A 25,556-nucleotide genomic window follows, 5' to 3' on the forward strand; every position below is an offset into this window, starting at 1 on the left:
ATATACAGCATTGACTGCATTACCATGCCAGTTGTTGCTGATGTTTTAGGGTCAAATCCACGAAGTGAGTATAGCTGATTAGTGTAGCGCTGTCTGAAATTTGACCAGACAAGCCGCGTGCAATAACATCATCTTCCAAAACAAAGAGAGAAGCGGGGTTATTTAACAACAGCTTAAGGCTCTCACTGTTTTTCAAAACAGTCATCACCCCATCTTGCAGAAAGAGAATCTCATCTTCCGATGTGACTAATCTCAACAACGCAGATAAATCGCAACGATAAGGAGAATGACTGACGGTATAGAGCATTATAGCGACCCAAATCTCAATTAAAAAGTCAGCACAACATCATAAGTCGACAGTTGGCGACCAAAATCCACCGGAGATAGCACCTCAACATCGAGGACCCAATCTGTTACTTCGCTCAACCCGCGTTGCTGTACCGAGGCTTCGCAGAGATAACAATTCTCGACATCGTATAGAGGTAAGACACCGAAAGTCGCAATATAGTTTCTCGCGAGAATTATTTCAGGTTGCTGCTGAGGTAGCAGTTGCAAAACACCATCTGAAAGGAAGAATGCGCCGATCTCTTCGCTCAGTGCCGAAGCCGCCAGCAATGCATCCAGCCCTTCCCGCCCAGCGGAACTGCCGTGCGGACCTTGGGTGAAAACAAAAGCAATGCGTTTCATCGTCATTAAAATTGTACCATACGGTCACACGTCAATGCCGCTTCAGCCAATGAACCCAGACCACTCAAAGTAAAGCCCGGTTGCAGATTCGCCGCCGCCAAATTGAGTTGCTCTGCTTCATGTTGGTCGGTCACACCACGACGTAACGCCGCCGCTACACAGACATTCAGCAGTACACCATGCTCAGTTGCCAATTGTTGCCACGCCCGAACCAGGTCAAACTCATCACTGGCCGGCGCAGTTAATTGGTTCGCATTCAGCACCCCTTCACGGTAGAAGAAGATGCTGACTAAGTGATGACCTGAATTGATAAGGGCTTGCGCGAATTGGTAAGCGCTACTGGCCTGCTGGGTGCCATAAGCCGGCCCCGTGACCATCAGGCAATATTTCAGGCCCGACATTAACGATCATGCCCCACAAGATCACCGCTCTTAAACTGGCGAATATAGAGATAAACCGTGTGTTTAGAGATATTTAGCCGTTCGGCAACCTGATTGATAGCATCTTTGATATCAAAAATACCTTTTTCATACAGATTGAGAACGACTTGACGGTTCTTCGCATTATTCGAAACATTGCGGTCGGCATTAACCTCTTCGATGGTGAATTCCAGTGTTTGTGCCACCAGATCATCGACCGAAGAGGCAAAGTTAACCGAAGAGGCCACTTCTTGTGTTTCCGGCGGCATAAAGGTCTGAATGATTTGCGAGAAAGGAACATCCAGATTCATGTTGATGCACAGCAGGCCAATAACGCGCTGGTCGCGGTTACGGATAGCGATAGTGACGGACTTCATTAACACACCGCTTTTGGCACGCGTGAAATAAGCTCTCGAGACACTGCTGTCAGCACCCGCCATATCGTGCAACATCCGCAGAGCCAGGTCAGTTATTGGCGAACCAATTTGCCGCCCGGTGTGTTCACCGTTAGCAATTCTTACCGCTGAGCTTTTCAGATCTTCCAGTGAATGCAGCACAATTTCACAGTGGTTGCCGATAAGCATCGCCAAGCCATCGACGATTGCTTCGTATGATTTTAGTATTTCATGATCCGTCTGACTGAACGGACGTTCATCCAGTAAATCCAGTTCACTGGTTTCGCTACTGAGAAGCGAATTAGACATCGAAGACACCATCCTCTAGGTAAAGCCTGTCTCAATATCGTTGGCAGACTCATAACTCAATATCTTAGATTTTAAGTCTAGCAAATATGCTGAGATAAAATCCTTGCGTTTGCGCGTGATATTGACGTTAAGCCCACAAGCCATAAACCGTCAAGTTATCAACGAGCAGAAGTGCAAATTGATATATGTGCTACAAAAAAAACCGCCACGACAATTATCGCAGCGGTTATCAGCAGGAGCGGTAACGAAGCTAAGTTACTTCTTCGCTTTGGTGTCCGCAGCAGCAGGTTGCTCTTCTGGCGCGTCAGCTTTAGGTGCCGCTTTCACATCCAGCAGTTCTACGTCAAATACCAACGTAGAGTTAGCAGGGATACCTGGGACGCCAGTTTTACCGTAAGCCAATTCTGGTGGGATAACCAGAGTGATCTTGCCGCCTTTCTTGATCTGTTTCAGGCCTTCAGTCCAACCTGGGATAACGCCATCCAGACGGAAGGAGAGTGGCTCACCACGTTTGTATGAGTTATCAAACTCACTACCGTCGGTCAGCGTACCTTTGTAGTTCACTACAACGGTGTCGCTATCTTTTGGTGATTCACCGCTACCGGCCTTCTCAACTTTGTACAGCAGGCCAGATGCCGTTTTCTTCACATCTTTTTCTTTAGCGAAAGTTTCGCGATATTTAGCGCCTTTATCGGCATTTTCTTTCGCATCTTGCTCCATTTTGGCTTGAGCAGACGCTTTTACGCGCGCTTCAAAGCCTTGCAAGGTTTTTTCGATCTCTTCGTCGGTCAATTTGCTTTTGCTAGCGAAAGCATCTTGTACACCAGCGATCAACTGGTCTTTGTCCAGCTTGATCCCCAGCTTTTCTTGTTCTTTCAGGGAGTTATCCATGTAACGCCCCAATGATGCGCCTAAAGCATAGGCAGATTGCTGGTCATCATTCTTAAATGCGCTATTTGTCGTTGCTGGTGCAGCTGCAGTGGCAGTTTTTGCAGCTTCTGCAGCGAAAACCGCAGAGGTATTCAGGGTTAGCGCCATGGTGGTAGCCAGTAGCGTTACTTTAAACAGTGATTTCATCCATTTCTCCATTGGCTTAAGGACTCTTACCCCAAGCAACGATTTTTAAGAGTAATTGGTACTATAACTGCCTGTGTGAACACAAAACAATCTCAGTACTCATGCTATTAAGTGATATTAAGACTTTTTTTACTACAAGAAGTTTCGTTTTTATAGATATCTTGACGCTCGCAGGGTAATCATACGCTTTTACAGGTAGAATCTAGCGTGTACTGCTATTTTAGCTATACTGCCATCGAGTGGAAAATAGCCAAAAGGTATGGTTTGCAGCTATGCCACATGTAGCTGCATCGTTTGCAGTCATGAGAGGAAATAAAATGGAACAATCCCTGTTTGAGCAACGACTGGAAATGCTAGAGAGTCGTTTGGCATTTCAGGAAGTGACGATTGAAGAACTGAATTTGATCGTGACGGAGCATCAGATGGAAATGACCAAACTGCGTGAGCATTTACGCCTACTGACCGACAAATTGCGGGAATCTCAATCTTCAATGATGGCATCGCCAACAGAAGAAACACCCCCTCCCCACTATTAGTTTTGTTAGCACTACCAGTTGATTAGCTAGCACTGATCACCACAATGAGCTAATAGCAAAAAGCCAGCCGCAAGGCTGGCTTTTGACTGACAACGTCAGATTTTAGTGGCAGCCACAGCCGCCTTTACCACAACCACCGCCTTTACCATGCTCGTGACCTTCGTCATGATCATCGTGGCCATGGCCGCCGCAGCAACCGTCACCGTGTTCGTGGTGATGGTCATGCTCACCATGGACGTGGCCATGTTGCAGCTCTTCTTCTGTCGCTTCACGGATAGCAACCACTTCAACGTGGAAGTTCAGATCCTGACCCGCCAGCATATGGTTACCATCAACCACAACGTGCTCATCTTCCACCGCAGTGATTTCGACCGGCACTGGGCCTTGATCGGTATCAGCCAGGAAACGCATACCCACTTCCAGCTCGTCAACGCCCATGAAAACGTCTTTCGGTACGCGCTGCACCAGATTTTCATCATAGCTGCCGTAACCTTCGTCTGCATTGACGCGCACATCAAAGCTGTCGCCTGCGGCATGGCCTTCAAGCGCTTTTTCCAGACCTGCGATCAAAGAACCGTGACCGTGCAGGTAGTCCAACGGCGCGCTCACCGGAGACTCATCAACTAAAACACCGTCTTCTGTACGTACCTGGTAAGCCAGGCTGACCACCAAGTCTTTTGCTACTTTCATGATATCTCCTACCCTTGGAACAAAAATTGGCACAGATTGTAGCGGAAATCTGCACCGCTGTACCCTCCAGCATAAAAAATCGCGAAGGATAACGCTACTTCGGATTGAAAATACCGATCACTTGTTCATTCTGGCGGACATGTTGACTAACCTGTTTGTCGGTCTGACGCTGATGGTGGCCGCACTTCACACACTCCACCACTTCAACCTGATCTTCACGCCATAAAGCCAATGTATCCAATGCATTGCATTGCGGACAAACAGCACCGGCGATAAACCTTTTGCGGGTGTTTGCTCTGTTATTTAGCGCCATTGTCATCGTTTTCTCCGACATTATTCGTATTCATCCCACCCATCTAACTGCCGACTTTCATGCAGCATTTCCCGTTGGAAAATATCTTCCAGTTCACGGCGGGCCTCTTTAACTCGAGAGATCTGCGCCACATCGCCGTGATGCTGTGGCACCAATTCACGTAGCATACGCATATCGAGACGGCGAAAATGTTGTTGCGCCCGATAGGCTTGGTGGGGATGCATCCCCAAGCCCAATAGGGTTTTGCGGCCCAACTCCAGCGCACTGGAAAATGTCTCGCGGGTGAAGTCTTTGACGCCGTTTTGCAGCAGTTCATGGGCTTCAACACGCCCTCTGGCACGGGCCAAAATGTGCAAGTTCGGAAAGTGCTGCTGACACAAATGCACTAGCGTCATGGTGTCTTCCGGCTCATTACAGGTGATCACGATGGCTTTGGCTTTCTCCGCTCCAGCGGCACGTAACAGCTCTAGCTCGGTAGCATCACCATAGTACACTTTGTAGCCATATTTGCGCATCACACTGACGGCACTGACATCGCGCTCCAACACGGTAATCCGCATTTTATTCGCCATCAGCAAGCGGCCAATCACCTGACCAAATCGCCCGAAGCCAACAATAATCACCTGCGGATCATTGTCCTCAACAAATGGCTTTTCGTCGCTCTCTTCCTGCGCATTGTAACGGCGGGCTAAAATGCGGTCGATAAGCTGCATCAAGAGTGGCGTGGTCATCATTGACAGTGTAACCACCACCAGCAACAAGGCCAGTTGCTCCGCATTAAAAACGTGCTGAGAGAAGGCAGCAGAGAACAAGACAAAGGCGAACTCACCGCCCTGACTGAGCACCCCGGCAAATTGTAGCCGCACCGAACGGCGCAAACCGAAGGTCCGTGCCAGGCCATACAGCACCGCGCCTTTGATAAACACCAGCGCTAGAACGCCCAATAATACATCCAGCAGGTGGGTGAACAGCACACCAAGATTCAACGCCATGCCAACAGAGATGAAGAATAAGCCAAGCAGCAGCCCTTTAAAGGGTTCGATGGCAATTTCCAGTTCGTGCTGGAATTCACTTTCCGCTAGTAATATTCCGGCGATAAATGTCCCAAGAGCCATTGATAGGCCCAGCGCATCCATAAACAGGGCGGAGCCTAGCACCACCAGTAGCGCGGCGGCGGTGAAAACTTCCCGCACGCCGGAGGCCACAATGTAGCGGAACAGGGGGCGCAGCAAATAGCGGCCACCAATCAACATGCCGGCAAAGGCCGCGACTTTGATGCCAATCTTGACCCAGTCATTAGCCTCACCGCCGCTACCGGCCAGAATAGGGATCAGCGCCAATGCGGGGATAACCGCCATATCCTGAAACAGCAAAACCGAGAAGCCGAGTTGCCCGCCCTCATTGCGGTTCATGCCCTTTTCGCGCATCAGTTGCAGTGCCATCGCCGTCGAGGACATCGCCAAACCGATGCCGCCGATCACCGCCGCCTGCCAGGCGAATTGGGTGAAATAGAGCAGTGCCCCCAACACGCTGGCTGTTATCACCACCTGACCCGCCCCGACACCAAAAATCGAGCGCCGCAGTTGCCAGAGCTTGGCCGGATTCAACTCCAAGCCAATGATAAACATCAGGAAGACGACACCCAGCTCGGAAAAGTGCAAAATTTCGTCAACATCACGAATAAAGCCCAAACCCCACGGGCCGATGGCAATACCGGCTATCAGGTAGCCCAATACCGCGCCGATCCCCAGCCGCTGGGCAATAGGCACCGCCACCACGGCGGCAAAGAGAAAGAGTAAAATGGCAGTCAGTAGCGCCGAACCTTCCATATATCAGTGCCCCCCTGTGGGCAACGGTGACTGCAACCACTGCGCATAAGCTTGCGCATGGCTGGCTAAGACTTCCGGCTTTTGACGCCGCGCCCAGTAAATAATCATCGGGTTCATCCAATGCATATGACACATAGCTGCCGTCAATTCGAAGGGGCGCAGAATCTCCTCCATTGGATAGCGGTTATAGCCACCCACCCGATAAGCGCCCTCCGGCTCACCGGTGGTGATCACTGAGCGCCAGTATTTACCGGTCAGGGCATGTCCGCCGACGCCATTGGCAAAGCCACGCGCCAGCACGCGATCCAGCCACTCCTTCAGCAGCGCCGGACAGCTGTAGGTATAAAGGGGGTGTTGAAAGACGATAATTTGATGCTCACGCAGCAGCTCTTGCTCATGGTGAATATCAATAAAGAAATCCGGATAATGTGCATAGAGATCGTGCACGGTGACATGCTCTAACTGCTGCACCGGTTGCAGCAAAACCCGGTTAGCGACCGAGTCCTGTGATTCCGGATGGGCATACAGCAGCAAAACCTTCGGTGGCTGCGACATCATTCCCCTCCAAAGCGTCGTCAGGGTCCGGTTTTTCCGTTACCATGCTTCGCAAAGACAAAAAAGACTAAGATTTGTACCCGGAGTCATTGGCGTTGTCAGTCGGCAACCTCAAAAACTTAAGGGGATATAATTTAACATATACCCAAAATAATTCGAGTTGCAGGAAGGCGGCAAGCGAGAAAATCCCGATGAGCTTACTCAAGTAAGTGATTCGGGTGAGTGAGCGCAGCCAACACACATGCAGCTTGAAGTTATGACGGGTAAACTCTAAACATACGGCACTCTATGATTGTTTTTTCTTCGCTTCAAATTCGACGTGGTACTCGCGTCTTGCTGGACAACGCTACAGCAACGATTAACCCCGGCCAAAAAGTCGGCTTAGTCGGCAAAAACGGTTGTGGTAAATCCACCCTGCTGGCGCTGCTCAAAGGCGAACTGAGCGCCGATGGCGGCAATGCCACTTTTCCTACCAACTGGGCACTGGCCTGGGTTAATCAGGAGACCCCGGCACTGGATATTCCGGCGATAGAGTATGTTATCGACGGCGACCGTGAATATCGTCAATTGGAGGCTGAACTGCAGGCCGCCAATGAAAAAAATGATGGTCATGCCATTGCCACCGTACACGGCAAGCTCGACGCCATCCATGCCTGGACTATTCAGTCCCGCGCCGCCAGTTTGCTCAATGGGTTAGGCTTCTCCCAAGACCAGTTACAGCAACCGGTGCGCTCCTTCTCCGGCGGCTGGCGTATGCGCCTTAACCTGGCACAGGCGCTGCTTTGCCGCTCTGATCTGCTGCTGCTAGATGAACCGACCAACCACTTGGATTTGGATGCGGTTATCTGGCTGGAAAAATGGCTGAAAAACTACACCGGAACACTGGTGCTTATCTCCCATGACCGTGATTTCCTTGATCCTATTATTGATAAGATTTTACACATTGAACAGCAGACGCTGAATGAATATACCGGTAACTATTCATCCTTCGAACGCCAGCGCGCTACCAAACTGTCGCAACAGCAATCGATGTATCAGCATCAGCAAGAAAAAGTCGCGCATTTACAAAGCTATATCGACCGTTTCCGCGCGCAAGCGACGAAAGCCAAGCAGGCCCAGAGCCGCATTAAAATGCTTGAGCGCATGGAGCTAATCGCCCCTGCCCACGTCGATAACCCATTCCACTTCAGCTTCCGCACGCCAGAGAGCTTGCCCGACCCTCTGCTGCGGATGGAAAAGGTCAGCGCGGGCTACGGCGATAAAACCATTTTGCAATCCATCAAGCTGAACCTGGTGCCCGGCTCACGTATCGGCCTGTTGGGGCGCAACGGCGCGGGTAAATCCACCCTAATTAAGCTGTTGGCAGGCACGCTGGAACCACAGAGCGGCGAGATTGGCCTGTCCAAAGGCATCAAACTGGGTTACTTCGCCCAGCATCAACTTGAATTCTTACGCGCAGATGAATCTCCGCTACAACATATGAGTCGTTTGGCTCCCAAAGAGTCAGAACAGCAACTGCGTGACTACCTCGGTGGCTACGGTTTTCAGGGCGATCAGGTGACTGACCCCACCGCCCGCTTCTCTGGTGGTGAAAAGGCGCGACTGGTATTGGCGCTGATTATCTGGCAGCGCCCTAACCTGCTGCTGCTGGATGAACCGACCAACCACCTTGACCTTGATATGCGGCAGGCCCTGACCGAGGCGCTGATTGATTTCGAGGGCGCATTGGTGGTGGTCTCCCATGACCGTCATTTGCTGCGCTCCACCACCGATGACCTCTATCTGGTACACGATGGTAAAGTGGAGCAGTTCGACGGCGATCTGGAGGATTACCAGCAGTTTCTGGTGGATGTGCAGCGCCAGCAGAGCCAGCAGGAGAATCCAGCCAAGGAGCTTTCGGGCAACAGCGCCCAGCAGCGTAAAGATCAAAAACGCCGCGATGCTGAGTTCCGTAGCCAGACCCAGCCGCTGCGTAAGCAGATTATGACGCTGGAAAAACAGATGGATAAGCTAACAACCGAGTTAGCCGCCATTGAAGAGCAACTGGCTGATTCGGCTCTGTATGATATGGCCCGCAAGGCGGATTTGACCCAATGCCTACAGCAGCAGATTCAGGTGAAGTCCAAGCTGGAAGAGACCGAAATGCAGTGGCTGGATGCGCAGGAGCAACTGGAAGATATCACCAAGCAATTTGAGGCGGAGTAATCAGCATGGCGCCAATTGAAGTCAGTATCATTGTTCCGGTTTATAACTGTGAAACTTATCTCGCCGAGTTGCTGGATTCATTGAGAAGCCAAGTAGGCGTTTCATTTGAAATCATCGCCGTGAATGATGGTTCGACGGACAGCAGCCCAGAGATGCTCGCTGACACTGCCCGCAATGAGAGCCGGCTAGTGATTATCAATCAGGCGAATCAAGGTCTGTCGGCTGCCCGCAACGCGGGTATCGCGCGGGCTACAGGGCAGTGGATCGCCTTTGTCGATGGCGACGACTGGCTCGCGCCCAATGCGCTACAGCGCTGGTTAACCCAAGCCAAAGAGCAGTCGCTGGATTTACTCATTGGCAACGGTTATCGATTCACCACCGATCCTGCGGTACAAACCGCAGCGCCGTTGCTGCATAAACAGCCGTGGGGCGAGGTGTTGGACGGCCAGCAGTGGATCATGCGCAGTGTTGAGCAGGATGAGTGGCCGCACTTTGCCTGGTTGCAACTTATTCGCCGCGAGGTGATCATCGAGAATCAGCTAGCCTTTATCCGCGATATGGTGCATGAGGATATTTTGTGGACCACCCAACTGGCGCGGGTTGCCCGGCGCGTCGGGTTCTGCCAGCAGCCGTTTTACGGCTATCGCACTAATCCGGAATCCATCACCAACTCGCCATCGCCACAAGCATTGCAGCGCCGCGCGAATAGCTACCTTGATATCATTCACGGGCTGGTTGAGATTGCAGCCAATAGCCCACCGGCGTTACGCAAAACGCTACTGCGCCATGCCAACCGCGAGAGTGGCCATCTGCTGGGGCTGATTCGCAAGAAGATAACTGACCCCACTGCGCGCCGTCTGTTAGCAAAACGCTTTTTCGCCCTCGGTTTACCCGCCGCGCTGTTCCGTGGCAGCAGCACCTTCAGCGAGTTTTGGCGGGCTTTACGCTGCAATCTGACCCTGGGGTTTTACACCAAAAAGTAGCGCGTTAAGGCCGGAATACTGGCTTATCGCCTAAAATCGTCGCGCGGTGCATCACCCGCCGCTGCGGCAGATAATCGGCATTGGCATAGTGCTGGGTGACGCGGTTATCCCAGATCGCCACGTCATCCTGCTGCCAGCGCCAGCGCACTTGAAACTCCGGTTTGGTGGCATGAGCAAACAGGAGACGCAATATCGCGTCGCTCTCTTTCGCGCTCAGATCAACAATTCGCGTGGTGAATCCCTCATTGACGAACAGTGCCTGACGCCCGGTCACCGGATGAGTTCGCACCACCGGATGCAACAGCGGCGGATTCCTCTCTTTAGCCAGTAACCAGCGCTGATGCTCCTCCGGCGTCCCACGGTTTTTGTGCTCAGGGAAGGAGTGGGCAAAATCGTGCTCGGCCCGCAATCCCGCTAAAAGCTGCTTGAATGGCGCAGAGAGCGCGTCATAAGCCGCCACTCCGCTGCTCCACAAGGTATCACCGCCTGTGGCGGGAAGTTGCTTAGCGGCCAAAATCGCCCCCAGAGGCGGATGGTCGATAAAGGTCACGTCAGTGTGCCAGTTATCATTGTCCGGCGGATTGTTGTCGTGGGTATCCAGCACGATAATCTCTTCGCACTCTTTGGTGTGTGGATAGACCGGATGGATATGTAGATCACCAAAACGCCCGGCCAGCTCACGCTGCTGCAAGGGCGTAATCGGCTGATTGCGGAAAAATAGCACCTGATGCTTGAGCAGCGCATGATAAAGCTGCTCAAACTGGCCGTCGCCCAGCGGGCGGGCAATATTAATATTCTCAACCAACGCGCCAATATGCGGCCCTAAAGGGGTCACCACCAAACGTTCATTCATTGCTGTGCTCCATACCAAGGTGTTAACCGGCGTTGAATCGCCCGCAAACTTAACTCCATCCCAAAAGCGATAATGGCAATCACGCTGATACCGGCAATCACCACGTCGGTGGCGAGAAACTCACCGGCAGATTGCACCATAAAGCCCAATCCGCGCGTGGCGGCGATTAACTCCGCAGCCACCAAGGTTGACCAACCGACACCCAACCCAATGCGGATGCCGGTTAAGATCTCCGGTAGTGCACTCGGCAACACCACAAAACGTAAAACCTGCCAGCGGCTGGCCCCCAATGCCTGGGCGGCTCTGACACGCACCTCGGCCACACTGCGCACTCCCGCCACCGCGGCCAAGGTCACTGGGGCAAATATCGCCAGATAGATCAGCAGGATTTTTGAGGTTTCGCCGATACCAAACCAGATAACCATCAGCGGCAAATAGGCTAACGGCGGCACCGGGCGATAGATTTCGATCAGCGGGTCCAGTACCGCACGCACCCGGCGGCTGAGGCCCATCGCGATACCGGTCGGCACGCCGAGCGCCACGGCGGCGAATAGTGCAATTAAAATGCGCCCCAAACTGGCGGCCAGATGCTGCCATAAGGTGGCATCCATAAATCCCTGTGGGCTGGCAATCACCAATAATTGATGCAATACCTGCTGCGGCGCGGGTAAAAACAGCGGGCTAATCAGCTGTAACGCCGTCACCAGCCACCATAGCGCCACCACAGTAATCACCGTGCCAATGCTGAGCCACAAACCATTCACCGCCGACCAACGGCGGCGCGGCTTAGCGACCAGCAGCGCATCGGGGGCCGACGAATGAGGTAACGCGCTGTCAGGTAATGCACTACCGCGTAATGCAGTGTCGCGTAAAGTACTGTCGCGTAAAGTCCCGTGTAGACTCATACCAGCGCCTCCCGCTGTTGGAAGACTCTGCCCAGCACGTATTCACGGCGGGCGATAAATTCAGGATCAGATTTGATGCTGCGGCAAGGTTCGCCGTCGCCGTAGCGCTGACCAAAGTTCAAAGATAGCCGCTCGACCACCTGTCCCGGCCCCGGTGACAACAGCAACAGCTCACTGGCCAGAAACACCGCCTCTTCGATATCGTGGGTAATCAGCAGGATCTGTTTGCCAGTATCGCGCCAAATCGTCAGTAGCAGCTCCTGCATCTGCTCGCGGGTAAAGGCATCCAGTGCACCGAAGGGTTCATCCAGCAGTAATAAGCGCGGATCGACTGCCAGTGCGCGGGCAATCCCCACCCGTTGGCGCATACCACCAGACAGTTGCCAAATGTGGTGATGCTCAAAACCCGCCAATCCAACGCGGTTAAGCATTTTCAGCGCCGTGGCCCGCCGCTGTGAGCGGCTTAGCCCCGCCAGTTGCAGGCCAAACTCCACATTGCTGACCACATCACGCCACGGCAGTAAACCCTCATGCTGGAACACCACTCCCCGCTCGGCACTCGGGCCGTGAACCGGTTTGTCATCCAGAGTGATGCTGCCAGCTGAAGGCTCCATAAACCCGGCAATCAAATTCAGTAATGTGGTTTTGCCGCAGCCCGATGGCCCCAATACCACGACCAACTGGCCCGATGCGATCTGTAGCGACACATCCTGTAAGGCAGGTTTGCCCTGATATTCGGCCCACAGGCCGCGCACGTTTAGCATGATGACTCCTAAGACTGCGGCGTGGCCTGAACTTCTTTCACAAAGCGGTCAGTGACGAAATCACGGTAATCACTCGCCACTTGCGGGATCTTGCCTTGCTGCTTGAGGAAGGCGGCGGTGTCGCGAATAGCCTGATCCACTGGCTGGCCGAGCTGGGTTATCTGGTCAGCCACCGGCAGATAAGTGTTGCCCTGCACCAACTCCGGCACTTGATCCGTCGACACACCACTTAAGCGCGCCAGCTGGCTGAGATTTTGCTGGTTTTTGAGCCACTGCTCCGGCTGCGCCAGATAGGCCCCTTGGGCGGCTAAGGCAGTGCGGGCAAAGGCGGTCACCACTTCAGGATGGGCTTGAGCAAAGTCTTTGCGCACCACCCAGACATCCAGTGTTGGCGCACCCCATTGGCCCACTTGGGCGGAATCGGTTAGCACAGTACCGGTTTTCGCGAGTTCATTAACGGCAGGTGCCCAAACATAAGCGCCATCAATATCCCCGCGCTGCCAAGCCGCCGCAATGGCGGGAGGCTGCAAGTTGAGGATAGTGACCTGATCCGGCTTGATGCCCCAATGTTTCAGGGCCGCCAGCAGGCTGTAGTGGGTGGTGGAGATGAAAGGCACAGCAATGCGTTTGCCAATTAAATCTTGTGGCGTTTTGATCTCTTTTTTCACCACCAGCGCTTCCGAGCTACCCAGTTGTGAGGCTAGCAGGAAGACCTCAATCGGCACATTTTGACTGGCAGCCACCGCCAGCGGGCTGGAGCCGATATTACCAATCTGTACATCACCGGAGGCCAGCGCCCTGACGACACTAGAGCCGCTATCAAACTTGCGCCAATCGACATTAGCCCCGGATAGCTTGGCAAAACTGTTATCCGCCTGAGCAACTTTGGCCGGTTCAGCCGAGGTTTGGTAGGCTACCGTGACATCAACCGCATGGGCAGTGGTTGCCAGCAGTGACAGGGCCAGAAATGCGCCAGTTGGCCGTAAGAAACCGCGAATTACGGTGGCAAGATGTGCAGTAGAAAAGGTTATCGCCATTGGTTGACTCCGCTCAGTTAACTCTCTTATTCGCTGTTGTTGCGACCCGAAGCGCACCCGGCGCTGTGAGATGACAGTGTTACCTGAAGGAGCTGACAGACAAAAGGAATAAAAAAATATTCTTTATTCCTTTTAGTGATAATTAGGTGGTGCAGGAGCGCCTATGGCGCTCACTTAGAGAGCGATGTTACCACTGATAAAAATATGGGAATCTCCGGCAATCAGGGTGCGATCACCCGCTAACGTGCAGAATAACTCACCGCCTCGTGCTGATATCTGGCGGGCATGTAGTGACGCCCTGCCCAATCGGGCCACCCAGTAGGGCATCAAGGTGCAATGGGCGGAGCCGGTCACCGGATCTTCATTGCTGCTAAGGGTAAAGTAGCGCGAGACAAAATCCACCTCATCACCGGGCGCGGTGACAATCACACCACGGCCGGTATAGGCAATCAGCGCGGCAATATCGGGCTGTAACTGCCGCAGCTGTTGCTCTTTTTCCAGCACCACTAGCAGAGATTTTGCCTGCCACAACTGCTGAATATCAGCACCGATCAGGGCTTGCAGCGCTGCCGGGATCGCGATTTGCTCAGGGGGCAATGCGGGGAAATTCAGTGCCAAGCGGCCAAAGTTATCGGCATCACGCGTGACATACAGATCACCGCTGGCGCTCCGAAAGCAGATATCATGCAGGCCGGGATTTACCATGCTAAATATCACATGTGCCGCGGCCAGGGTGCCGTGACCACATAGATCCACCTCACGCTCTGGTGTAAACCAGCGGATCGCCGATTTATCCCCCTCATCCCAGACAAAACTGGTCTCGGGCAGATTAATCTCAGCGGCGATACGTTGCATCTGCTCAGCAGAGAGCGGTTTTTTCAGCAAATAGACACCTGCAGGGTTACCGGAAAGTCCCGCGCCGACAAATGCATCAACATGATAATAGTTACAGGCCATCAATTAGCTCCAGTGATTGATCAATGCCAAATCAGCGCTCGATCAATGCCAAATCAACAGTACACAGGCTGCCGTCAGTAAGCCCATTGAGATATTAAAGGTAAACCAGGCGCGACGGCTGCGCAGTAAGCGGCCAATCAAAGTGCCAAAACCGAGCCAAATAATGCCCGCCACCAGATTCACCATAAACATACCCAAGCTAATCATGACGATAGAGTGGTTATAGGCCGCGCCAGCTAGGCTGAAGCTGGCGACTGAGCCTAATCCCATCAGCCAGGCTTTTGGATTGAGGAACTGCAATAACCAGCCTTGATACAAACGCAGCGGCTTTGGCGGCACGACATTGGTTTCTAACTTTTCATAGGCGGAAGTGGCAATTTTCCATGCCAGCCACAGCAGATAGAGGCTACCCAATATTTTCAGCATCAGGTGGATGGAGGGGTAGATCAAAATCAGGCCGCCGACACCAAAAGCCACCAGCAGCAACATGCTCTGCATACCTAACATAATGCCTAACATCAGCCAGATAGAGCGCATAAAACCAAAATTGGCCCCCGCAGAGGTGAGCAACATATTATTCGGGCCAGGGGTAATAGCAGCAACCCAGAGAAAACCTACCATTGAAAGAAATAAACTCAGTTCCATGAGACGGGTGCCTCCCACCCAAAAATGATGCGCGATATACCCATGAAGCTAACAGTGTGCTATTGATCACACAAGAGCAACAACATGATTTCCATTCACTATATGCATGAATTATTTCGTCCGCTGGCCGGAGCCAGTAACCCACATCTACAAACGCTGCTGCCCCGGTTGGTCAGGCGTCATGTGCAGTTGCAGCCTTTTTGGCAGCGGCTGGAGTTGCCCGATGGCGATTTTGTCGATCTGGCCTGGAGTGAAAATCCCGAACTGGCGCGGCATAAGCCCCGTGTGGTGCTGTTCCATGGGCTGGAGGGGAACTTCTACAGCCCCTATGCCCATGGCTTGCTGCGCGCCTGGCAGGCCGAAGGCTGGCTGGGAGTGGTGATGCATTTCCGTGGATGCAGTGGGGAGCCGAATCGCAAGACTCGCATTTATCACTCCGGTGAAACAGAAGATGCGCGCTTCTTTCTGCGCTGGCTGCGGGAGACCTATGGTCAGGCACCCACCGCGGCGGTAGGAGTCTCATTAGGCGGCAACATGCTGGCGATCTATCTGGCAGAACAAGGGCAGTTGGCGGAGCAAGGAGAGGAGAGTCTGCTGCAAGCGGCGGTGGTAGTTTCAGCCCCGCTGATGCTGGAGCCTTGTGCCAACCGCATGGAGCAAGGTTTTTCGCGGGTCTATCAGCACTATTTACTGGGGCAACTAAAGTTAAACGCCACCCGTAAGCTGTTACGTTACCCCGGTAGTCTGCCGCTGGGGCTGCCGCAATTGAAAGCATTGCGGCGAGTCAGAGATTTCGATGAAGTAATCACCGCTAAAATTCATGGCTTTAATGATGCGCTAGACTATTATCGCCGTTGCAGTGCTCTGCCGCTATTGCCGCAGATTAAGATCCCACTGCTGATCATTCATGCCAAAGATGACCCCTTTATGACGGCGGAAGTCATTCCCAATATCAATACACTGCCGGGCAATATTGATTATCAGTTAACCGAGCACGGCGGCCACGTCGGTTTTGTCGGCGGCTCCTTGAAACACCCAAAAATGTGGCTGGAGCAACGTATTCCCGCCTGGCTCACCCCCTATCTGGAGCAACATTCATGATCATTCCCTGGCAGCAGATCGACGGTGAAACGCTGGATAATCTGCTGGAAACCTTTGTGCTGCGTGAAGGTACAGATTACGGCGAACATGAGCGCTCATTAGCGCAAAAAGTCGAGGATGTCCGCCGTCAGCTGCTGAGCGGTGACGCGGTTTTAGTCTGGTCTGAGTTACACGAAACCATCAATATCATGCCGCGAGGCTCTTTCCGCGCCGACGCCGAAGAGCAGCCGTAATCTTCACCGTCTCGCAAAGAGATTTGATGAAAATCAAGGTGACAAGCCGGAGACTTTGCCCTAAAAATAACCTTTACCGATAAGATGAACAGGCAAATTCCGCCCGGCCACTGAGGATCTCACCCCATGGAGTTACCGCTAATATGTCAACTAAACATCCGGTTATAGCCGTTACCGGCTCAAGTGGCGCAGGGACTACCACCACCAGTCTGGCGTTTCGTAAAATCTTTCAGCAGTTGAATATTCGCGCGGCGCAAATTGAAGGTGACAGCTTCCATCGCTATACCCGCCCTGAAATGGATGCCGCCATCCGTAAGGCGCGAGATCAAGGTCGGCATATCAGCTACTTTGGCCCTGAAGCCAATGATTTTGGTCAGTTGGAGCAAAGTGCAGCGGAATATGGCAAGCACGGCACTGGGCGCTCACGTAAGTACTTACACACCTATGATGAAGCGGTGCCTTATAACCAGATCCCAGGAACCTTCACGCCATGGGAGCCACTGCCAGAACCCACCGATGTGCTGTTTTATGAGGGGCTACACGGCGGCGTCGTGACCGAGCATCATGATGTGGCGAAGTACGTGGATTTATTGGTGGGCGTGGTGCCTATCGTCAATCTGGAGTGGATTCAAAAGCTGGTGCGCGATACTGGCGAGCGCGGTCACTCACGTGAAGCGGTGATGGATTCTGTCGTGCGATCAATGGACGACTACATTAACTACATTACGCCACAGTTCTCGCGCACCCATATAAACTTCCAGCGCGTGCCGACTGTCGATACCTCCAACCCTTTTGCGGCTAAAGCCATTCCGTCGCTGGATGAAAGTTTTGTTGTCATTCATTTTCGAGGTTTGGACCAGATCGACTTCCCCTACTTGCTGGCAATGTTGCAAGGGTCATTTATCTCTAATATCAATACATTGGTGGTGCCGGGTGGAAAGATGGGGCTGGCAATGGAGCTGATTATGGCCCCGTTAGTGCAGCAACTACTGGAGGGCAAGACGATCGGCTAATCTCCTTCGTTTCTGGCGTTGCGATGATGCTGGCTGCAACACCAGGAACGTTGAACATCACTAGGGTGCTGATTAACTAGGCAATTTCACGAATTTCAAAACTGTGGGTAATGGTCGCCGCTTTACCCAACATCAGGGAGACGGAGCAGTATTTCTCTGCTGACAGCTCAACCGCACGCTCAACAATTTTGTCAGTAAGCCCCTTACCGCTGACAATAAAGTGCAAATTGATTTGCGTAAACAGACGCGGTGCTTCTTCGCGACGCTGAGAGGTTAACGTGACCTCACAATCGCGCACATCGTTACGCCCTTTTTGCAAAATAGAGACCACATCAATCGCGCTGCAGCCACCTGCTGACATCAACAACATCTCCATCGGGCTAGGTGCTTTATCACCGGCATTTCCATCCATCAAAACTTGATGTCCTGACGCCGATTCACCCAAAAATGTCAGCCCCTCAACCCACTTTACACGTGCCTGCATAACACTCGCTCCCAGTTAATTTTTCTGATCCAGACTACCCTTTCATTTAGAAACTGGCAATGTAACCCGATGTTCATCATGCTGAAGCGATACAACACAAGACACTGACCTCATCCTGTGCTACAAACAGAACCGAAAGTGTTGTTTCTAGAATTAAATAGGGTAGCTCCCAATACTCAGTGAAGGGTTTCTATCCAGTACGTATCTTGGCTATACCTTTCGGCAATTGAGCAAATTAATATGCTAAAAGAAAGTGTATTTTAAAAGCACGCCGTACAGGGAACTCTGAGCCCTGTTAAGTTAGGCAGCGATAACAACAGAGGATAACAGCGAATGGTTCTCGGCAAGCCACAAACAGACCCGACTCTCGAATGGTTCCTGTCTCATTGCCATATCCACAAATACCCATCGAAGAGTACGCTAATTCACCAAGGTGAAAAGGCCGAAACGCTTTACTACATCGTGAAAGGCTCCGTTGCGGTGCTGATTAAAGATGAAGAGGGTAAAGAGATGATTCTCTCCTATTTAAACCAAGGGGATTTCATCGGCGAGCTTGGATTATTTGAAGAAGGCCAAGAGCGTAGTGCCTGGGTTAGAGCAAAAACCGCCTGTGAAGTGGCTGAAATTTCTTACAAAAAATTCCGTCAGTTGATTCAGGTAAATCCAGATATCTTGATGCGCCTCTCTTCACAAATGGCGAACCGCCTTCAGATTACATCCGAGAAAGTGGGTAACCTCGCTTTCCTTGATGTCACTGGGCGCATTGCACAAACGCTGCTTAACCTGGCAAAACAACCTGATGCCATGACCCACCCAGATGGGATGCAGATTAAGATTACCCGCCAGGAAATTGGTCAGATAGTTGGCTGTTCCCGCGAAACTGTGGGGCGGATACTAAAAATGCTGGAAGATCAGAACTTGATCTCCGCACACGGTAAAACGATTGTCGTTTACGGCACCCGTTAATTCCCTATAAACCGGTGCCGATACCCTCGGCATCGGTTTTCTCAATCTTTTGTGATTAATAAATTTCTGGGGCCTAAATGAAGTGGCAACGGGTTATTTATCATCCTGAAGTAAACTATGCATTACGCCAAACATTAGTTCTCTGCCTGCCAGCAGCCCTAGGCTTTGCTATCGGCGAGCTGCGACTCGGACTGATGTTCTCCCTGATACCCGCGTGTTGCAATATTGCCTCGCTGGATACACCGCACCAACACTTCTTCCGGCGGCTGATTATTGGTGGCGCGCTCTTTACACTGAGCAGCTTCCTGACCCAGCAGCTGTTGCTGTGGCACATTCCCTTGCCGTGGATCATGCTCGGGCTAGCACTGGTGCTCGGTGTCAACGGCGCAATCAGCCCCCTCCATGGCCACTTGTTGCCCGCCGCGTTAATCGCCGCAATATTCAGCCTAAGTATGGTTGGTCGCGCACCTATCTGGCAAGCACCCCTGTTGTGCGCTGTCGGAACACTCTGGTACGGCCTCTTTAACTGGCTGTGGTTCCGGTTATGCAGAGACCAGCCGATCCGTGAGCCACTAAGCCAGCTTTATCATTTACTGGCAGATTATTGCGACGCTAAATACAACCTACTCTCCCAGCATGTAGAGCCGGAAAAGGCGCTCCCCCCGTTGCTTGATCGGCAACAGGGGATAATGGACAAAATTAATCAGCTTTATCAGCAATTTAACTTAATCAACAATGCCACCAAGGCGGAGCGCAAACGGCTATTGGGGCTATTTCAGATGGCGCTCGACCTGCAAGAGCACATTACTGCGGCGCTGAATCAGTCAGATAGAGTGCGAGACCTCTTGGAGCATAGTCGGATAGAGGAGGTACTTCGCCGCAATACGCAGATTATCTCAGCCCAAATGCGCGTTATTGCCGATGATATTCTCTATCACCACCGTGCTAAGCGAAATTTCACCGCCGGCGATGCGCTGGTTGAACTGGAAGAGATAGCCCAGCAGCACCCCAATAATCCAGTGGCGCAATTTTGCTACTACCATACCAGCCACGTTATCCAGATCCTGAGTGACCGACGCCCGCTGTATGAGCGCGAGTTGATCTCCAGTCAGCAACCGCAGCCATTTTGGCCCGCCCTTGTCAGTTACCTCTCATTTAAGTCTGGTGCGCTGCGCGCTGCCGCACGACTGGGGGTGACACTGGCCGCAGGCAGCTATATTGGTGCCTTGATGCACCTGCCAAAACCTTATTGGATCTTACTCACCGTGATGTTGGTGGTACAAAACGGCTATAACGCGACTAAGGTGCGCATCTATCACCGCGCCCTCGGGACACTGATCGGGCTGGTGTTGGCGGCAGGTTTGCTGCATTTACAGATGCCGGAGGGGGTGACACTGGGCATTATGTTGCTGATCACACTGGTGGCCTATCTGGTGCAACGTAACAACTACGGGCTAGCGGTTATTGGTCGAACCATCACGGCGGTGTATATCTTGCAGCTATTAACCGGTGATGGCGCTGACTTTTTAGTCCCACGTCTGCTGGATACCTTAATTGGTTGTGCGCTGGCCTTTGCCAGCACCTTATGGCTGTGGCCTCAGTGGCAGAGCGGGTTGCTGCGTAAAAATGCCCATCAGGCACTCAGCGCTTACCAGCAGATCCTGCGCTTGTTGCTGGCCCCACACCCTGATATTACCCAGCTCTCCTATGAACGTATTGAGGTGAACAAAGCCAGTAATACCGTCTTAAGCTCACTGAATCAGGCGATGCAAGAGCCGGGATTCAACTCAAAATATTTAGCGGATATGCGGCTGTGGGCGACCCATAGCGAGTTGATTGTTGGACATATCAACGAAATGACTATTCTTACGCGGGAACATCCATTAACTGAATCAACCACGCCGCCTGAGGCGGGTCACAACCTCATGAGTGTCGCGCTAGCGACAGAGTATTTGCAGCTATGTGAGATGGCGATTCAGCAGTGCCAGCAGCGGCTAGAATCAGACAGCTGCGAGGGGAGTGATGATTTTGTGCAAGCACCGGATGTGGCCGTCGACACGCAAATATCTGAACTGGAACGAAATTTGCGGCGTATCCTGTCACATTTAAGTGTTATGCATACCGTGTCGTCGATGGCCTGGCAGCAGCAGCCCCACCACGGTATTTGGCGCAGCCGGAAGTTGCGGGATCAGACGTTTACCGGAGAGTAAATTTAGCTCTCATTCACCAGGCTGGCGATAGCGCTCTCTAAACGCGCCACTCCTTGCTGGATATCATCCAACTCAATCACCAGCGAAGGCGCTAAGCGCAATACATCTGGCCCGGCATTGAGGATCATCAACCCATTTGCCGCCGCTGCGGTCAGGAACTCCCGCGCCCGGCCACGGTATTGCGGTGCTAACTCAGCACCAATCAGCAGCCCCATGCCACGGATATCACTAAACACCGAGTACTTGCGGTTAATCACTTCCAGCGCCTGCACAAACAGGCCATGGCGCTGTTCAATACCCTCAAGGACCTCTGGGGTATTAATCACATCCAGCGCGGCTTCAGCAACTGCACAAGCCAGAGGATTACCACCATAAGTGGTGCCGTGGGTGCCGACGGCCATCACCGAGGCAATCTCTTCGGTGGTCAGCATCGCACTGATCGGGAACCCGCCACCCAAGGCTTTCGCCGTAGTGAGGATATCCGGCGTCACGCCATAGTGCATATAGGTGAACAACTTGCCGCTACGGCCCATGCCACTTTGCACTTCGTCGAACACCAACAGTGCCTTGTGTTGAGTACAAAGCTCGCGCACACCTTGCAGGAACTCAGGTGTCGCGGCGGTAATCCCGCCCTCCCCTTGGATCGGCTCCAGCACCACCGCGCAGGTGTGGTCATCCATCACCGCTTTCACTGCGGCCAGATCATTAAACGGCACATGGATGATGTCGGCCGGTTTCGGGCCAAAACCATCGGAGTACTTTGGCTGACCACCGACGGATACGGTAAACAAGGTGCGACCATGGAATGCATTATGGAAAGCAATGATTTTGGTTTTATACGGGCTATGGCGCTCAATGGCGTAATGACGGGCCAACTTAAATGCCGCTTCATTCGCTTCACCGCCCGAATTGGCGAAAAACACCCGATCGGCAAAGGTGGCGGCAATCAGTTTTTGCGCCAAACGCAGCGCTGGCTCGTTGGTGAATACATTACTGGTATGCCATAACGTCTCACCCTGCTGATGCAGGGCCGCCACTAGCGCCGGATGGCAGTGGCCAAGGGCAGTAACCGCGATCCCGCCAGCAAAATCAATGTATTCCGTGCCCTGCTGATCCCATACTCGGCTACCTTTCCCTTTTACCGGGATAAACTGCGCTGGTGCATAAACAGGCAAAATAACCTGATCGAATGTACTGCGATTAACTGTTAGTTTATCTGACATTGCCCTGCCCACCTCTAATTATCCATTGAGCCGCCAACTACTGACGAATGAAAATATAATCACAAAATATGCATAAAAAATCACAAGCAAGCAAACAAAAAAATTACTTTATTGATGGGGGAAACTTAACCTGCTAATTTTTAAGGAAATTAGCCAATAATTGATGTCCCTGCTCGCTGAGAATGCTCTCCGGATGAAACTGCACGCCCTCCAGTGGCAAGGTGCGATGGCGGATACCCATGATTTCATCCATTGCGCCCTCTCGCTCCGTCCATGCGGTCAGCTCAAAACAGGCGGGTAGTGAATCGGCGTCAATGACTAATGAGTGATAGCGAGTCACCGTCAGCGGCTGATTCAGCCCTTGGAAAACCCCTTGATTATTATGGCAAATCGCGGTGGTCTTGCCATGCATCACCTGCCGCGCCCGCACAATACGCGCACCAAAAGCTTGCCCTAGCGCCTGATGGCCCAGGCAAACCCCCAGTATTGGTAATTTACCGGCAAAATGGCTGATAGCCGCCAACGAAATCCCCGCCTCATTCGGCGTGCAAGGGCCGGGCGAGATCACCAAATGTGATGGCGATAACCGTTCAATATCAGCCAGTTGCACCTCATCATTACGTTTAACCACCACCGCAACCCCCAGTTCACAAAAATACTGGTAGAGGTTGTAGGTAAATGAATCGTAATTATCGATTAATAACAGCATTTCATATCCAAAAATTCAGCCTAGCGCTTACGCCCACCGGTAATTGACCCCAGAACGCCGCGCAGAATTTGTCGACCCAAGTCGCGTGCCATGCTTTTGGCGGCGGTTTGGACAATTCCATCACGCTTGCCGCCCCGTGGGCCAGTAGAACCAAACAGTAAATCATTTAGCCCCCCCATCAAACCGCCGCCACTTTGCTGTTCAGTGGGTTGCTGAGGGGCCGCCGCCTCCCCAGGTGCTGCACTCCCCATCGTGGAGAAGCCGCCTGCGGATAATTTCTCATAGGCAGATTCGCGGTCGACCATCTCTTCATAGCGGCCATAGAGTGGGGAATGATTGATGGCGTGATTACGTGCTGCTGCATCCAATGCTCCCATTTTTGATTGTGGGGCGATAACCATGCCTCGCGCCACCACATTGGGCCGCCCTTTCTCGTCGAGGAAGGAGATCAGCGCTTCACCGACAGCCAACTCGGTAATCACTTGTTCAGCACTGAAAGCGGGGTTAGCGCGCATGGTTTGTGCCGCCGCTTTCACCGCCTTTTGGTCGCGCGGGGTAAAGGCACGCAGCGCATGTTGCACGCGGTTGCCCAGCTGGCCCAGGATCTTATCTGGAATATCTAGCGGGTTTTGTGTCACGAAATAGATGCCGACGCCTTTTGAGCGAATCAGCCGCACCACTTGCTCAACTTTATCCACCAGTGCCGTAGGGGCATCGGTGAAGAGCAAGTGGGCCTCGTCAAAGAAGAAGACCAGTTTAGGTTTTTCGACATCACCCACTTCCGGAAGCTGCTCAAACAGCTCTGCCAACAGCCAAAGCAGGAAAACGGCATATAACTTGGGCTGATTGATCAGCCGATCCGCCGCCAGCAGGTTGATAACCCCCTGCCCATTGCTGTCGGTCTGCATTAAATCGTGAATATCCAGCATCGGCTCACCAAAGAATTGATTCGCCCCCTGCTCTTCTAAGGTCAGTAGACCCCGCTGAATGGCCCCAATCGAAGCGGGGGTGATATTGCCATATTGGGTGCGGAACTGTTTGGCATTGTCGCCGACGAATTGCACGATGGCGCGGAGATCTTTCATGTCCAGCAGTAGTAGGCCGTTGTCGTCCGCGATTTTAAACACTAATTGCAGTACGCCGCTTTGCACATCATTTAGATCAAGCAGACGGCCCAGCAGCAGGGGGCCAAGGTCAGAGATGGTGGCGCGGATTGGATGACCTTTTTCCGCGAAAATATCCCACGGCACAATCGGACATGCCTGCGGCTGCCAGTCAGTGACACCTATCGCCGCCAGGCGGGATTGCAGTTTCTCCGAAGCGACACCTTCAGCACCAATGCCGGAGAGATCCCCTTTCACATCCGCCAGAAACACCGGCACACCAATGCGGGAGAATTGCTCGGCCATCTTTTGCAAAGTGACGGTTTTACCAGTCCCCGTCGCCCCGGTAATCAAGCCATGGCGGTTTGCCAGTGCCGATAAAATCACCAAATCTTGTGCCGGCACAGCTTTCCCGATAAGTAATGTTTCGCTCATAAATTCTTCACCCCATCGCCGCTAGATAATTGATTATAAGCATGCCATTGGCGCAAACGGATTAATTTATGTCGGAATGGGATTTGGGTATGAATCAGCCAGCTTTCGGGGAATGAAAGCTGGCTTAACCAATTAAGGCAACACTTTCGCTGACAGGATAGTGATCGGCTTAACAGGCACATTCTGATACGGGCCGACGTTTTCCGTCTGAACCTGGGAGATTTTCTCTACCACATCCATGCCTTTTACCACTTTACCGAACACGGCATAACCAAAGTCACGTTGGCCATGATCGAGGAAAGCATTGTCTGCTACGTTGAGGAAAAACTGGCTGGTGGCGCTATCTTTATCTGCGGTACGGGCCATCGAGATGGTGCCACGCAGGTTGCGCAAGCCATTATCCGCTTCGTTTTTGATTGGCGTTTTAGCGGTTTTTTGTTTGAAATCAGCGGTAAAGCCGCCACCCTGAACCATAAAACCAGGAATAACACGGTGGAAAATGGTGTTGTTGTAGTAGCCGTTATTGACGTAATCAACGAAGTTTTGTGTTGAAATCGGGGCCTTCTGGCTATTGAGTTCCAACTCAATATTCCCAACCGACGTCGTTAACAGCACATGAGGTTCACCGGCAGCTAAAGCGGCGGGCGCCACGGCGCTTAGGGAACAAAGTGCGATGAAGGTCACTAAAGTACGTTTGAACATTACCGGTTCCTTTCTGTGGGGTACAAACAGCGGAAAAGCGCTTTGATTCTAGAGAGCTAACCCGCGTAATGCCACCCATTTACCGTTTTTTACGTAACAAAATGCGCATTTTCGCTGAAAACATGTCACTTCTATCAATAAGCGGCACAATAGCGATTAGTTAGCCAAATTAACTCATCATCACATTCCACAGCAACAGTGAAATTCTGCAACTGAGA

General features: G+C 52.3%; 28 protein-coding genes. 8 read left to right on the forward strand and 20 right to left on the reverse strand.

Annotated elements, in window-relative coordinates; all coding sequences use genetic code 11:
• Positions 1–19: 19 nt before the first annotated feature.
• The 5 genes from tusB to fkpA all read right to left on the reverse strand — a co-directional run bounded on the left by tusB (position 20) and on the right by fkpA (position 2,887).
• Positions 20–307 (reverse strand): sulfurtransferase complex subunit TusB, encoded by a 288-nt coding sequence (tusB, locus tag HRK25_RS05065; RefSeq protein WP_005271785.1) that lies wholly within the window; start codon positions 305–307, stop codon positions 20–22.
• A gap of 20 nt (positions 308–327) precedes the next feature.
• A complete protein-coding gene (tusC, locus tag HRK25_RS05070) occupies positions 328–693 on the reverse strand; it encodes a sulfurtransferase complex subunit TusC (RefSeq protein WP_072188487.1) in 366 nt (121 codons plus the stop codon).
• Positions 693–1,088 carry a sulfurtransferase complex subunit TusD gene (gene tusD / locus HRK25_RS05075; RefSeq protein WP_032896791.1) on the reverse strand — a complete coding sequence of 132 codons (396 nt, stop codon included), beginning with the start codon at positions 1,086–1,088 and terminating at the stop codon, positions 693–695. The genes tusC and tusD overlap by 1 nt, the downstream gene beginning before the upstream one ends.
• Positions 1,088–1,810 (reverse strand): helix-turn-helix transcriptional regulator, encoded by a 723-nt coding sequence (locus HRK25_RS05080; RefSeq protein WP_005271779.1) that lies wholly within the window; start codon positions 1,808–1,810, stop codon positions 1,088–1,090. The genes tusD and HRK25_RS05080 overlap by 1 nt, the downstream gene beginning before the upstream one ends.
• A 255-nt stretch (positions 1,811–2,065) precedes the next feature.
• Entirely contained in the window at positions 2,066–2,887 is an 822-nt protein-coding gene (gene fkpA / locus HRK25_RS05085) for an FKBP-type peptidyl-prolyl cis-trans isomerase (RefSeq protein WP_032896789.1), read from the reverse strand.
• 317 nt (positions 2,888–3,204) lie between these two features.
• On the opposite strand from fkpA, the gene HRK25_RS05090 reads away from it, so the two are divergent.
• A complete protein-coding gene (locus HRK25_RS05090) occupies positions 3,205–3,423 on the forward strand; it encodes a protein SlyX (protein WP_005271776.1) in 219 nt (72 codons plus the stop codon).
• Between the two features lie 102 nt (positions 3,424–3,525).
• Here the strand turns inward: HRK25_RS05090 and slyD are convergent, their stop codons facing one another.
• The 4 genes from slyD to kefG form a co-directional block, all read right to left on the reverse strand.
• Positions 3,526–4,113 (reverse strand): peptidylprolyl isomerase, encoded by a 588-nt coding sequence (gene slyD, locus HRK25_RS05095; protein ID WP_005271774.1) that lies wholly within the window; start codon positions 4,111–4,113, stop codon positions 3,526–3,528.
• Positions 4,114–4,207: 94 nt separating this feature from the next.
• On the reverse strand, positions 4,208–4,432 hold the full coding sequence (locus tag HRK25_RS05100) for a YheV family putative zinc ribbon protein (RefSeq protein WP_032896787.1): 225 nt from the start codon (positions 4,430–4,432) through the stop codon (positions 4,208–4,210).
• Between the two features lie 14 nt (positions 4,433–4,446).
• Positions 4,447–6,255: a glutathione-regulated potassium-efflux system protein KefB gene (gene kefB, locus HRK25_RS05105; RefSeq protein WP_005271763.1), complete on the reverse strand. Its 1,809-nt coding sequence runs from the start codon at positions 6,253–6,255 to the stop codon at positions 4,447–4,449.
• 3 nt (positions 6,256–6,258) lie between these two features.
• Positions 6,259–6,810, reverse strand: coding sequence for a glutathione-regulated potassium-efflux system ancillary protein KefG (gene kefG, locus HRK25_RS05110; protein WP_032896785.1), 552 nt, complete (start codon positions 6,808–6,810; stop codon positions 6,259–6,261).
• A 288-nt stretch (positions 6,811–7,098) separates the two neighbouring features.
• Here kefG and HRK25_RS05115 point away from each other — a divergent pair, with 288 nt between their 5' ends.
• Positions 7,099–9,015, forward strand: coding sequence for an ABC transporter ATP-binding protein (locus HRK25_RS05115; RefSeq protein ID WP_005271756.1), 1,917 nt, complete (start codon positions 7,099–7,101; stop codon positions 9,013–9,015).
• A 5-nt stretch (positions 9,016–9,020) separates the two neighbouring features.
• Entirely contained in the window at positions 9,021–9,998 is a 978-nt protein-coding gene (locus HRK25_RS05120) for a glycosyltransferase (RefSeq protein WP_005271754.1), read from the forward strand.
• Between the two features lie 4 nt (positions 9,999–10,002).
• Here HRK25_RS05120 and tauD read toward each other — a convergent pair whose 3' ends face one another.
• From tauD to HRK25_RS05150, 6 genes are all read right to left on the reverse strand, one after another.
• Positions 10,003–10,851 (reverse strand): taurine dioxygenase, encoded by an 849-nt coding sequence (gene tauD, locus HRK25_RS05125; protein WP_032896783.1) that lies wholly within the window; start codon positions 10,849–10,851, stop codon positions 10,003–10,005.
• Complete coding sequence (gene tauC, locus HRK25_RS05130; protein WP_032896781.1) at positions 10,848–11,756, reverse strand: taurine ABC transporter permease TauC; 909 nt, start codon at positions 11,754–11,756, stop codon at positions 10,848–10,850. Before tauC ends, tauD begins: the two co-directional genes overlap by 4 nt.
• Entirely contained in the window at positions 11,753–12,520 is a 768-nt protein-coding gene (gene tauB, locus HRK25_RS05135) for a taurine ABC transporter ATP-binding subunit (RefSeq protein WP_005271750.1), read from the reverse strand. Before tauB ends, tauC begins: the two co-directional genes overlap by 4 nt.
• Positions 12,521–12,528: 8 nt before the next feature.
• On the reverse strand, positions 12,529–13,557 hold the full coding sequence (gene tauA / locus HRK25_RS05140) for a taurine ABC transporter substrate-binding protein (RefSeq protein ID WP_005271749.1): 1,029 nt from the start codon (positions 13,555–13,557) through the stop codon (positions 12,529–12,531).
• 174 nt (positions 13,558–13,731) lie between these two features.
• Complete coding sequence (locus HRK25_RS05145) at positions 13,732–14,514, reverse strand: PhzF family phenazine biosynthesis protein (RefSeq protein ID WP_005271748.1); 783 nt, start codon at positions 14,512–14,514, stop codon at positions 13,732–13,734.
• A 42-nt stretch (positions 14,515–14,556) separates the two neighbouring features.
• Positions 14,557–15,159 (reverse strand): LysE family translocator, encoded by a 603-nt coding sequence (locus HRK25_RS05150; RefSeq protein ID WP_032896779.1) that lies wholly within the window; start codon positions 15,157–15,159, stop codon positions 14,557–14,559.
• A 102-nt stretch (positions 15,160–15,261) separates the two neighbouring features.
• On the opposite strand from HRK25_RS05150, the gene HRK25_RS05155 reads away from it, so the two are divergent.
• The 3 genes from HRK25_RS05155 to HRK25_RS05165 all read left to right on the forward strand — a co-directional run bounded on the left by HRK25_RS05155 (position 15,262) and on the right by HRK25_RS05165 (position 17,506).
• The gene (locus HRK25_RS05155; RefSeq protein WP_032896819.1) at positions 15,262–16,260 is read left to right on the forward strand and encodes a hydrolase; all 999 of its coding nucleotides are present in this window, start codon (positions 15,262–15,264) and stop codon (positions 16,258–16,260) included.
• On the forward strand, positions 16,257–16,493 hold the full coding sequence (locus tag HRK25_RS05160) for a YheU family protein (protein ID WP_032896777.1): 237 nt from the start codon (positions 16,257–16,259) through the stop codon (positions 16,491–16,493). Before HRK25_RS05155 ends, HRK25_RS05160 begins: the two co-directional genes overlap by 4 nt.
• 143 nt (positions 16,494–16,636) lie before the next feature.
• Positions 16,637–17,506: a phosphoribulokinase gene (locus HRK25_RS05165; RefSeq protein ID WP_005271743.1), complete on the forward strand. Its 870-nt coding sequence runs from the start codon at positions 16,637–16,639 to the stop codon at positions 17,504–17,506.
• A 76-nt stretch (positions 17,507–17,582) separates the two neighbouring features.
• On the opposite strand, the gene HRK25_RS05170 is transcribed toward HRK25_RS05165, so the two are convergent.
• A complete protein-coding gene (locus HRK25_RS05170; RefSeq protein WP_004875129.1) occupies positions 17,583–17,990 on the reverse strand; it encodes an OsmC family protein in 408 nt (135 codons plus the stop codon).
• 333 nt (positions 17,991–18,323) lie between these two features.
• Between HRK25_RS05170 and crp the strand changes: the two genes are divergently transcribed.
• Positions 18,324–18,956: a cAMP-activated global transcriptional regulator CRP gene (gene crp / locus HRK25_RS05175; protein ID WP_002212297.1), complete on the forward strand. Its 633-nt coding sequence runs from the start codon at positions 18,324–18,326 to the stop codon at positions 18,954–18,956.
• 77 nt (positions 18,957–19,033) lie between these two features.
• Positions 19,034–21,166, forward strand: coding sequence for a YccS/YhfK family putative transporter (locus tag HRK25_RS05180; RefSeq protein ID WP_005271740.1), 2,133 nt, complete (start codon positions 19,034–19,036; stop codon positions 21,164–21,166).
• A 2-nt stretch (positions 21,167–21,168) separates the two neighbouring features.
• Here the strand turns inward: HRK25_RS05180 and argD are convergent, their stop codons facing one another.
• The 4 genes from argD to ppiA form a co-directional block, all read right to left on the reverse strand.
• The gene (gene argD, locus HRK25_RS05185) at positions 21,169–22,389 is read right to left on the reverse strand and encodes a bifunctional acetylornithine/succinyldiaminopimelate transaminase (protein ID WP_005271739.1); all 1,221 of its coding nucleotides are present in this window, start codon (positions 22,387–22,389) and stop codon (positions 21,169–21,171) included.
• A 133-nt stretch (positions 22,390–22,522) separates the two neighbouring features.
• Entirely contained in the window at positions 22,523–23,098 is a 576-nt protein-coding gene (locus tag HRK25_RS05190) for an aminodeoxychorismate synthase component II (protein ID WP_005271738.1), read from the reverse strand.
• A 20-nt stretch (positions 23,099–23,118) separates the two neighbouring features.
• Positions 23,119–24,636, reverse strand: coding sequence for a helicase HerA-like domain-containing protein (locus HRK25_RS05195; protein ID WP_005271737.1), 1,518 nt, complete (start codon positions 24,634–24,636; stop codon positions 23,119–23,121).
• Between the two features lie 132 nt (positions 24,637–24,768).
• Positions 24,769–25,338 carry a peptidylprolyl isomerase A gene (gene ppiA, locus HRK25_RS05200; protein WP_032896774.1) on the reverse strand — a complete coding sequence of 190 codons (570 nt, stop codon included), beginning with the start codon at positions 25,336–25,338 and terminating at the stop codon, positions 24,769–24,771.
• Positions 25,339–25,556 lie beyond the last annotated feature (218 nt).

This window comes from Yersinia bercovieri ATCC 43970, from assembly GCF_013282745.1.
Taxonomy (GTDB): domain Bacteria; phylum Pseudomonadota; class Gammaproteobacteria; order Enterobacterales; family Enterobacteriaceae; genus Yersinia; species Yersinia bercovieri.

Excerpts from the sequence above, each read along its gene's own strand:
- tusB (WP_005271785.1), bottom strand. The coding sequence starts at position 307 with ATGCTCTATACCGTCAGTCATTCTCCTTATCGTTGCGATTTATCTGCG.
- tusC (WP_072188487.1), bottom strand. The coding sequence starts at position 693 with ATGACGATGAAACGCATTGCTTTTGTTTTCACCCAAGGTCCGCACGGC.
- tusD (WP_032896791.1), bottom strand. The coding sequence starts at position 1,088 with ATGTCGGGCCTGAAATATTGCCTGATGGTCACGGGGCCGGCTTATGGC.
- HRK25_RS05080 (WP_005271779.1), bottom strand. The coding sequence starts at position 1,810 with ATGTCTAATTCGCTTCTCAGTAGCGAAACCAGTGAACTGGATTTACTG.
- fkpA (WP_032896789.1), bottom strand. The coding sequence starts at position 2,887 with ATGAAATCACTGTTTAAAGTAACGCTACTGGCTACCACCATGGCGCTA.
- HRK25_RS05090 (WP_005271776.1), top strand. The coding sequence starts at position 3,205 with ATGGAACAATCCCTGTTTGAGCAACGACTGGAAATGCTAGAGAGTCGT.
- slyD (WP_005271774.1), bottom strand. The coding sequence starts at position 4,113 with ATGAAAGTAGCAAAAGACTTGGTGGTCAGCCTGGCTTACCAGGTACGT.
- HRK25_RS05100 (WP_032896787.1), bottom strand. The coding sequence starts at position 4,432 with ATGACAATGGCGCTAAATAACAGAGCAAACACCCGCAAAAGGTTTATC.
- kefB (WP_005271763.1), bottom strand. The coding sequence starts at position 6,255 with ATGGAAGGTTCGGCGCTACTGACTGCCATTTTACTCTTTCTCTTTGCC.
- kefG (WP_032896785.1), bottom strand. The coding sequence starts at position 6,810 with ATGTCGCAGCCACCGAAGGTTTTGCTGCTGTATGCCCATCCGGAATCA.
- HRK25_RS05115 (WP_005271756.1), top strand. The coding sequence starts at position 7,099 with ATGATTGTTTTTTCTTCGCTTCAAATTCGACGTGGTACTCGCGTCTTG.
- HRK25_RS05120 (WP_005271754.1), top strand. The coding sequence starts at position 9,021 with ATGGCGCCAATTGAAGTCAGTATCATTGTTCCGGTTTATAACTGTGAA.
- tauD (WP_032896783.1), bottom strand. The coding sequence starts at position 10,851 with ATGAATGAACGTTTGGTGGTGACCCCTTTAGGGCCGCATATTGGCGCG.
- tauC (WP_032896781.1), bottom strand. The coding sequence starts at position 11,756 with ATGAGTCTACACGGGACTTTACGCGACAGTACTTTACGCGACACTGCA.
- tauB (WP_005271750.1), bottom strand. The coding sequence starts at position 12,520 with ATGCTAAACGTGCGCGGCCTGTGGGCCGAATATCAGGGCAAACCTGCC.
- tauA (WP_005271749.1), bottom strand. The coding sequence starts at position 13,557 with ATGGCGATAACCTTTTCTACTGCACATCTTGCCACCGTAATTCGCGGT.
- HRK25_RS05145 (WP_005271748.1), bottom strand. The coding sequence starts at position 14,514 with ATGGCCTGTAACTATTATCATGTTGATGCATTTGTCGGCGCGGGACTT.
- HRK25_RS05150 (WP_032896779.1), bottom strand. The coding sequence starts at position 15,159 with ATGGAACTGAGTTTATTTCTTTCAATGGTAGGTTTTCTCTGGGTTGCT.
- HRK25_RS05155 (WP_032896819.1), top strand. The coding sequence starts at position 15,262 with ATGCATGAATTATTTCGTCCGCTGGCCGGAGCCAGTAACCCACATCTA.
- HRK25_RS05160 (WP_032896777.1), top strand. The coding sequence starts at position 16,257 with ATGATCATTCCCTGGCAGCAGATCGACGGTGAAACGCTGGATAATCTG.
- HRK25_RS05165 (WP_005271743.1), top strand. The coding sequence starts at position 16,637 with ATGTCAACTAAACATCCGGTTATAGCCGTTACCGGCTCAAGTGGCGCA.
- HRK25_RS05170 (WP_004875129.1), bottom strand. The coding sequence starts at position 17,990 with ATGCAGGCACGTGTAAAGTGGGTTGAGGGGCTGACATTTTTGGGTGAA.
- crp (WP_002212297.1), top strand. The coding sequence starts at position 18,324 with ATGGTTCTCGGCAAGCCACAAACAGACCCGACTCTCGAATGGTTCCTG.
- HRK25_RS05180 (WP_005271740.1), top strand. The coding sequence starts at position 19,034 with ATGAAGTGGCAACGGGTTATTTATCATCCTGAAGTAAACTATGCATTA.
- argD (WP_005271739.1), bottom strand. The coding sequence starts at position 22,389 with ATGTCAGATAAACTAACAGTTAATCGCAGTACATTCGATCAGGTTATT.
- HRK25_RS05190 (WP_005271738.1), bottom strand. The coding sequence starts at position 23,098 with ATGCTGTTATTAATCGATAATTACGATTCATTTACCTACAACCTCTAC.
- HRK25_RS05195 (WP_005271737.1), bottom strand. The coding sequence starts at position 24,636 with ATGAGCGAAACATTACTTATCGGGAAAGCTGTGCCGGCACAAGATTTG.
- ppiA (WP_032896774.1), bottom strand. The coding sequence starts at position 25,338 with ATGTTCAAACGTACTTTAGTGACCTTCATCGCACTTTGTTCCCTAAGC.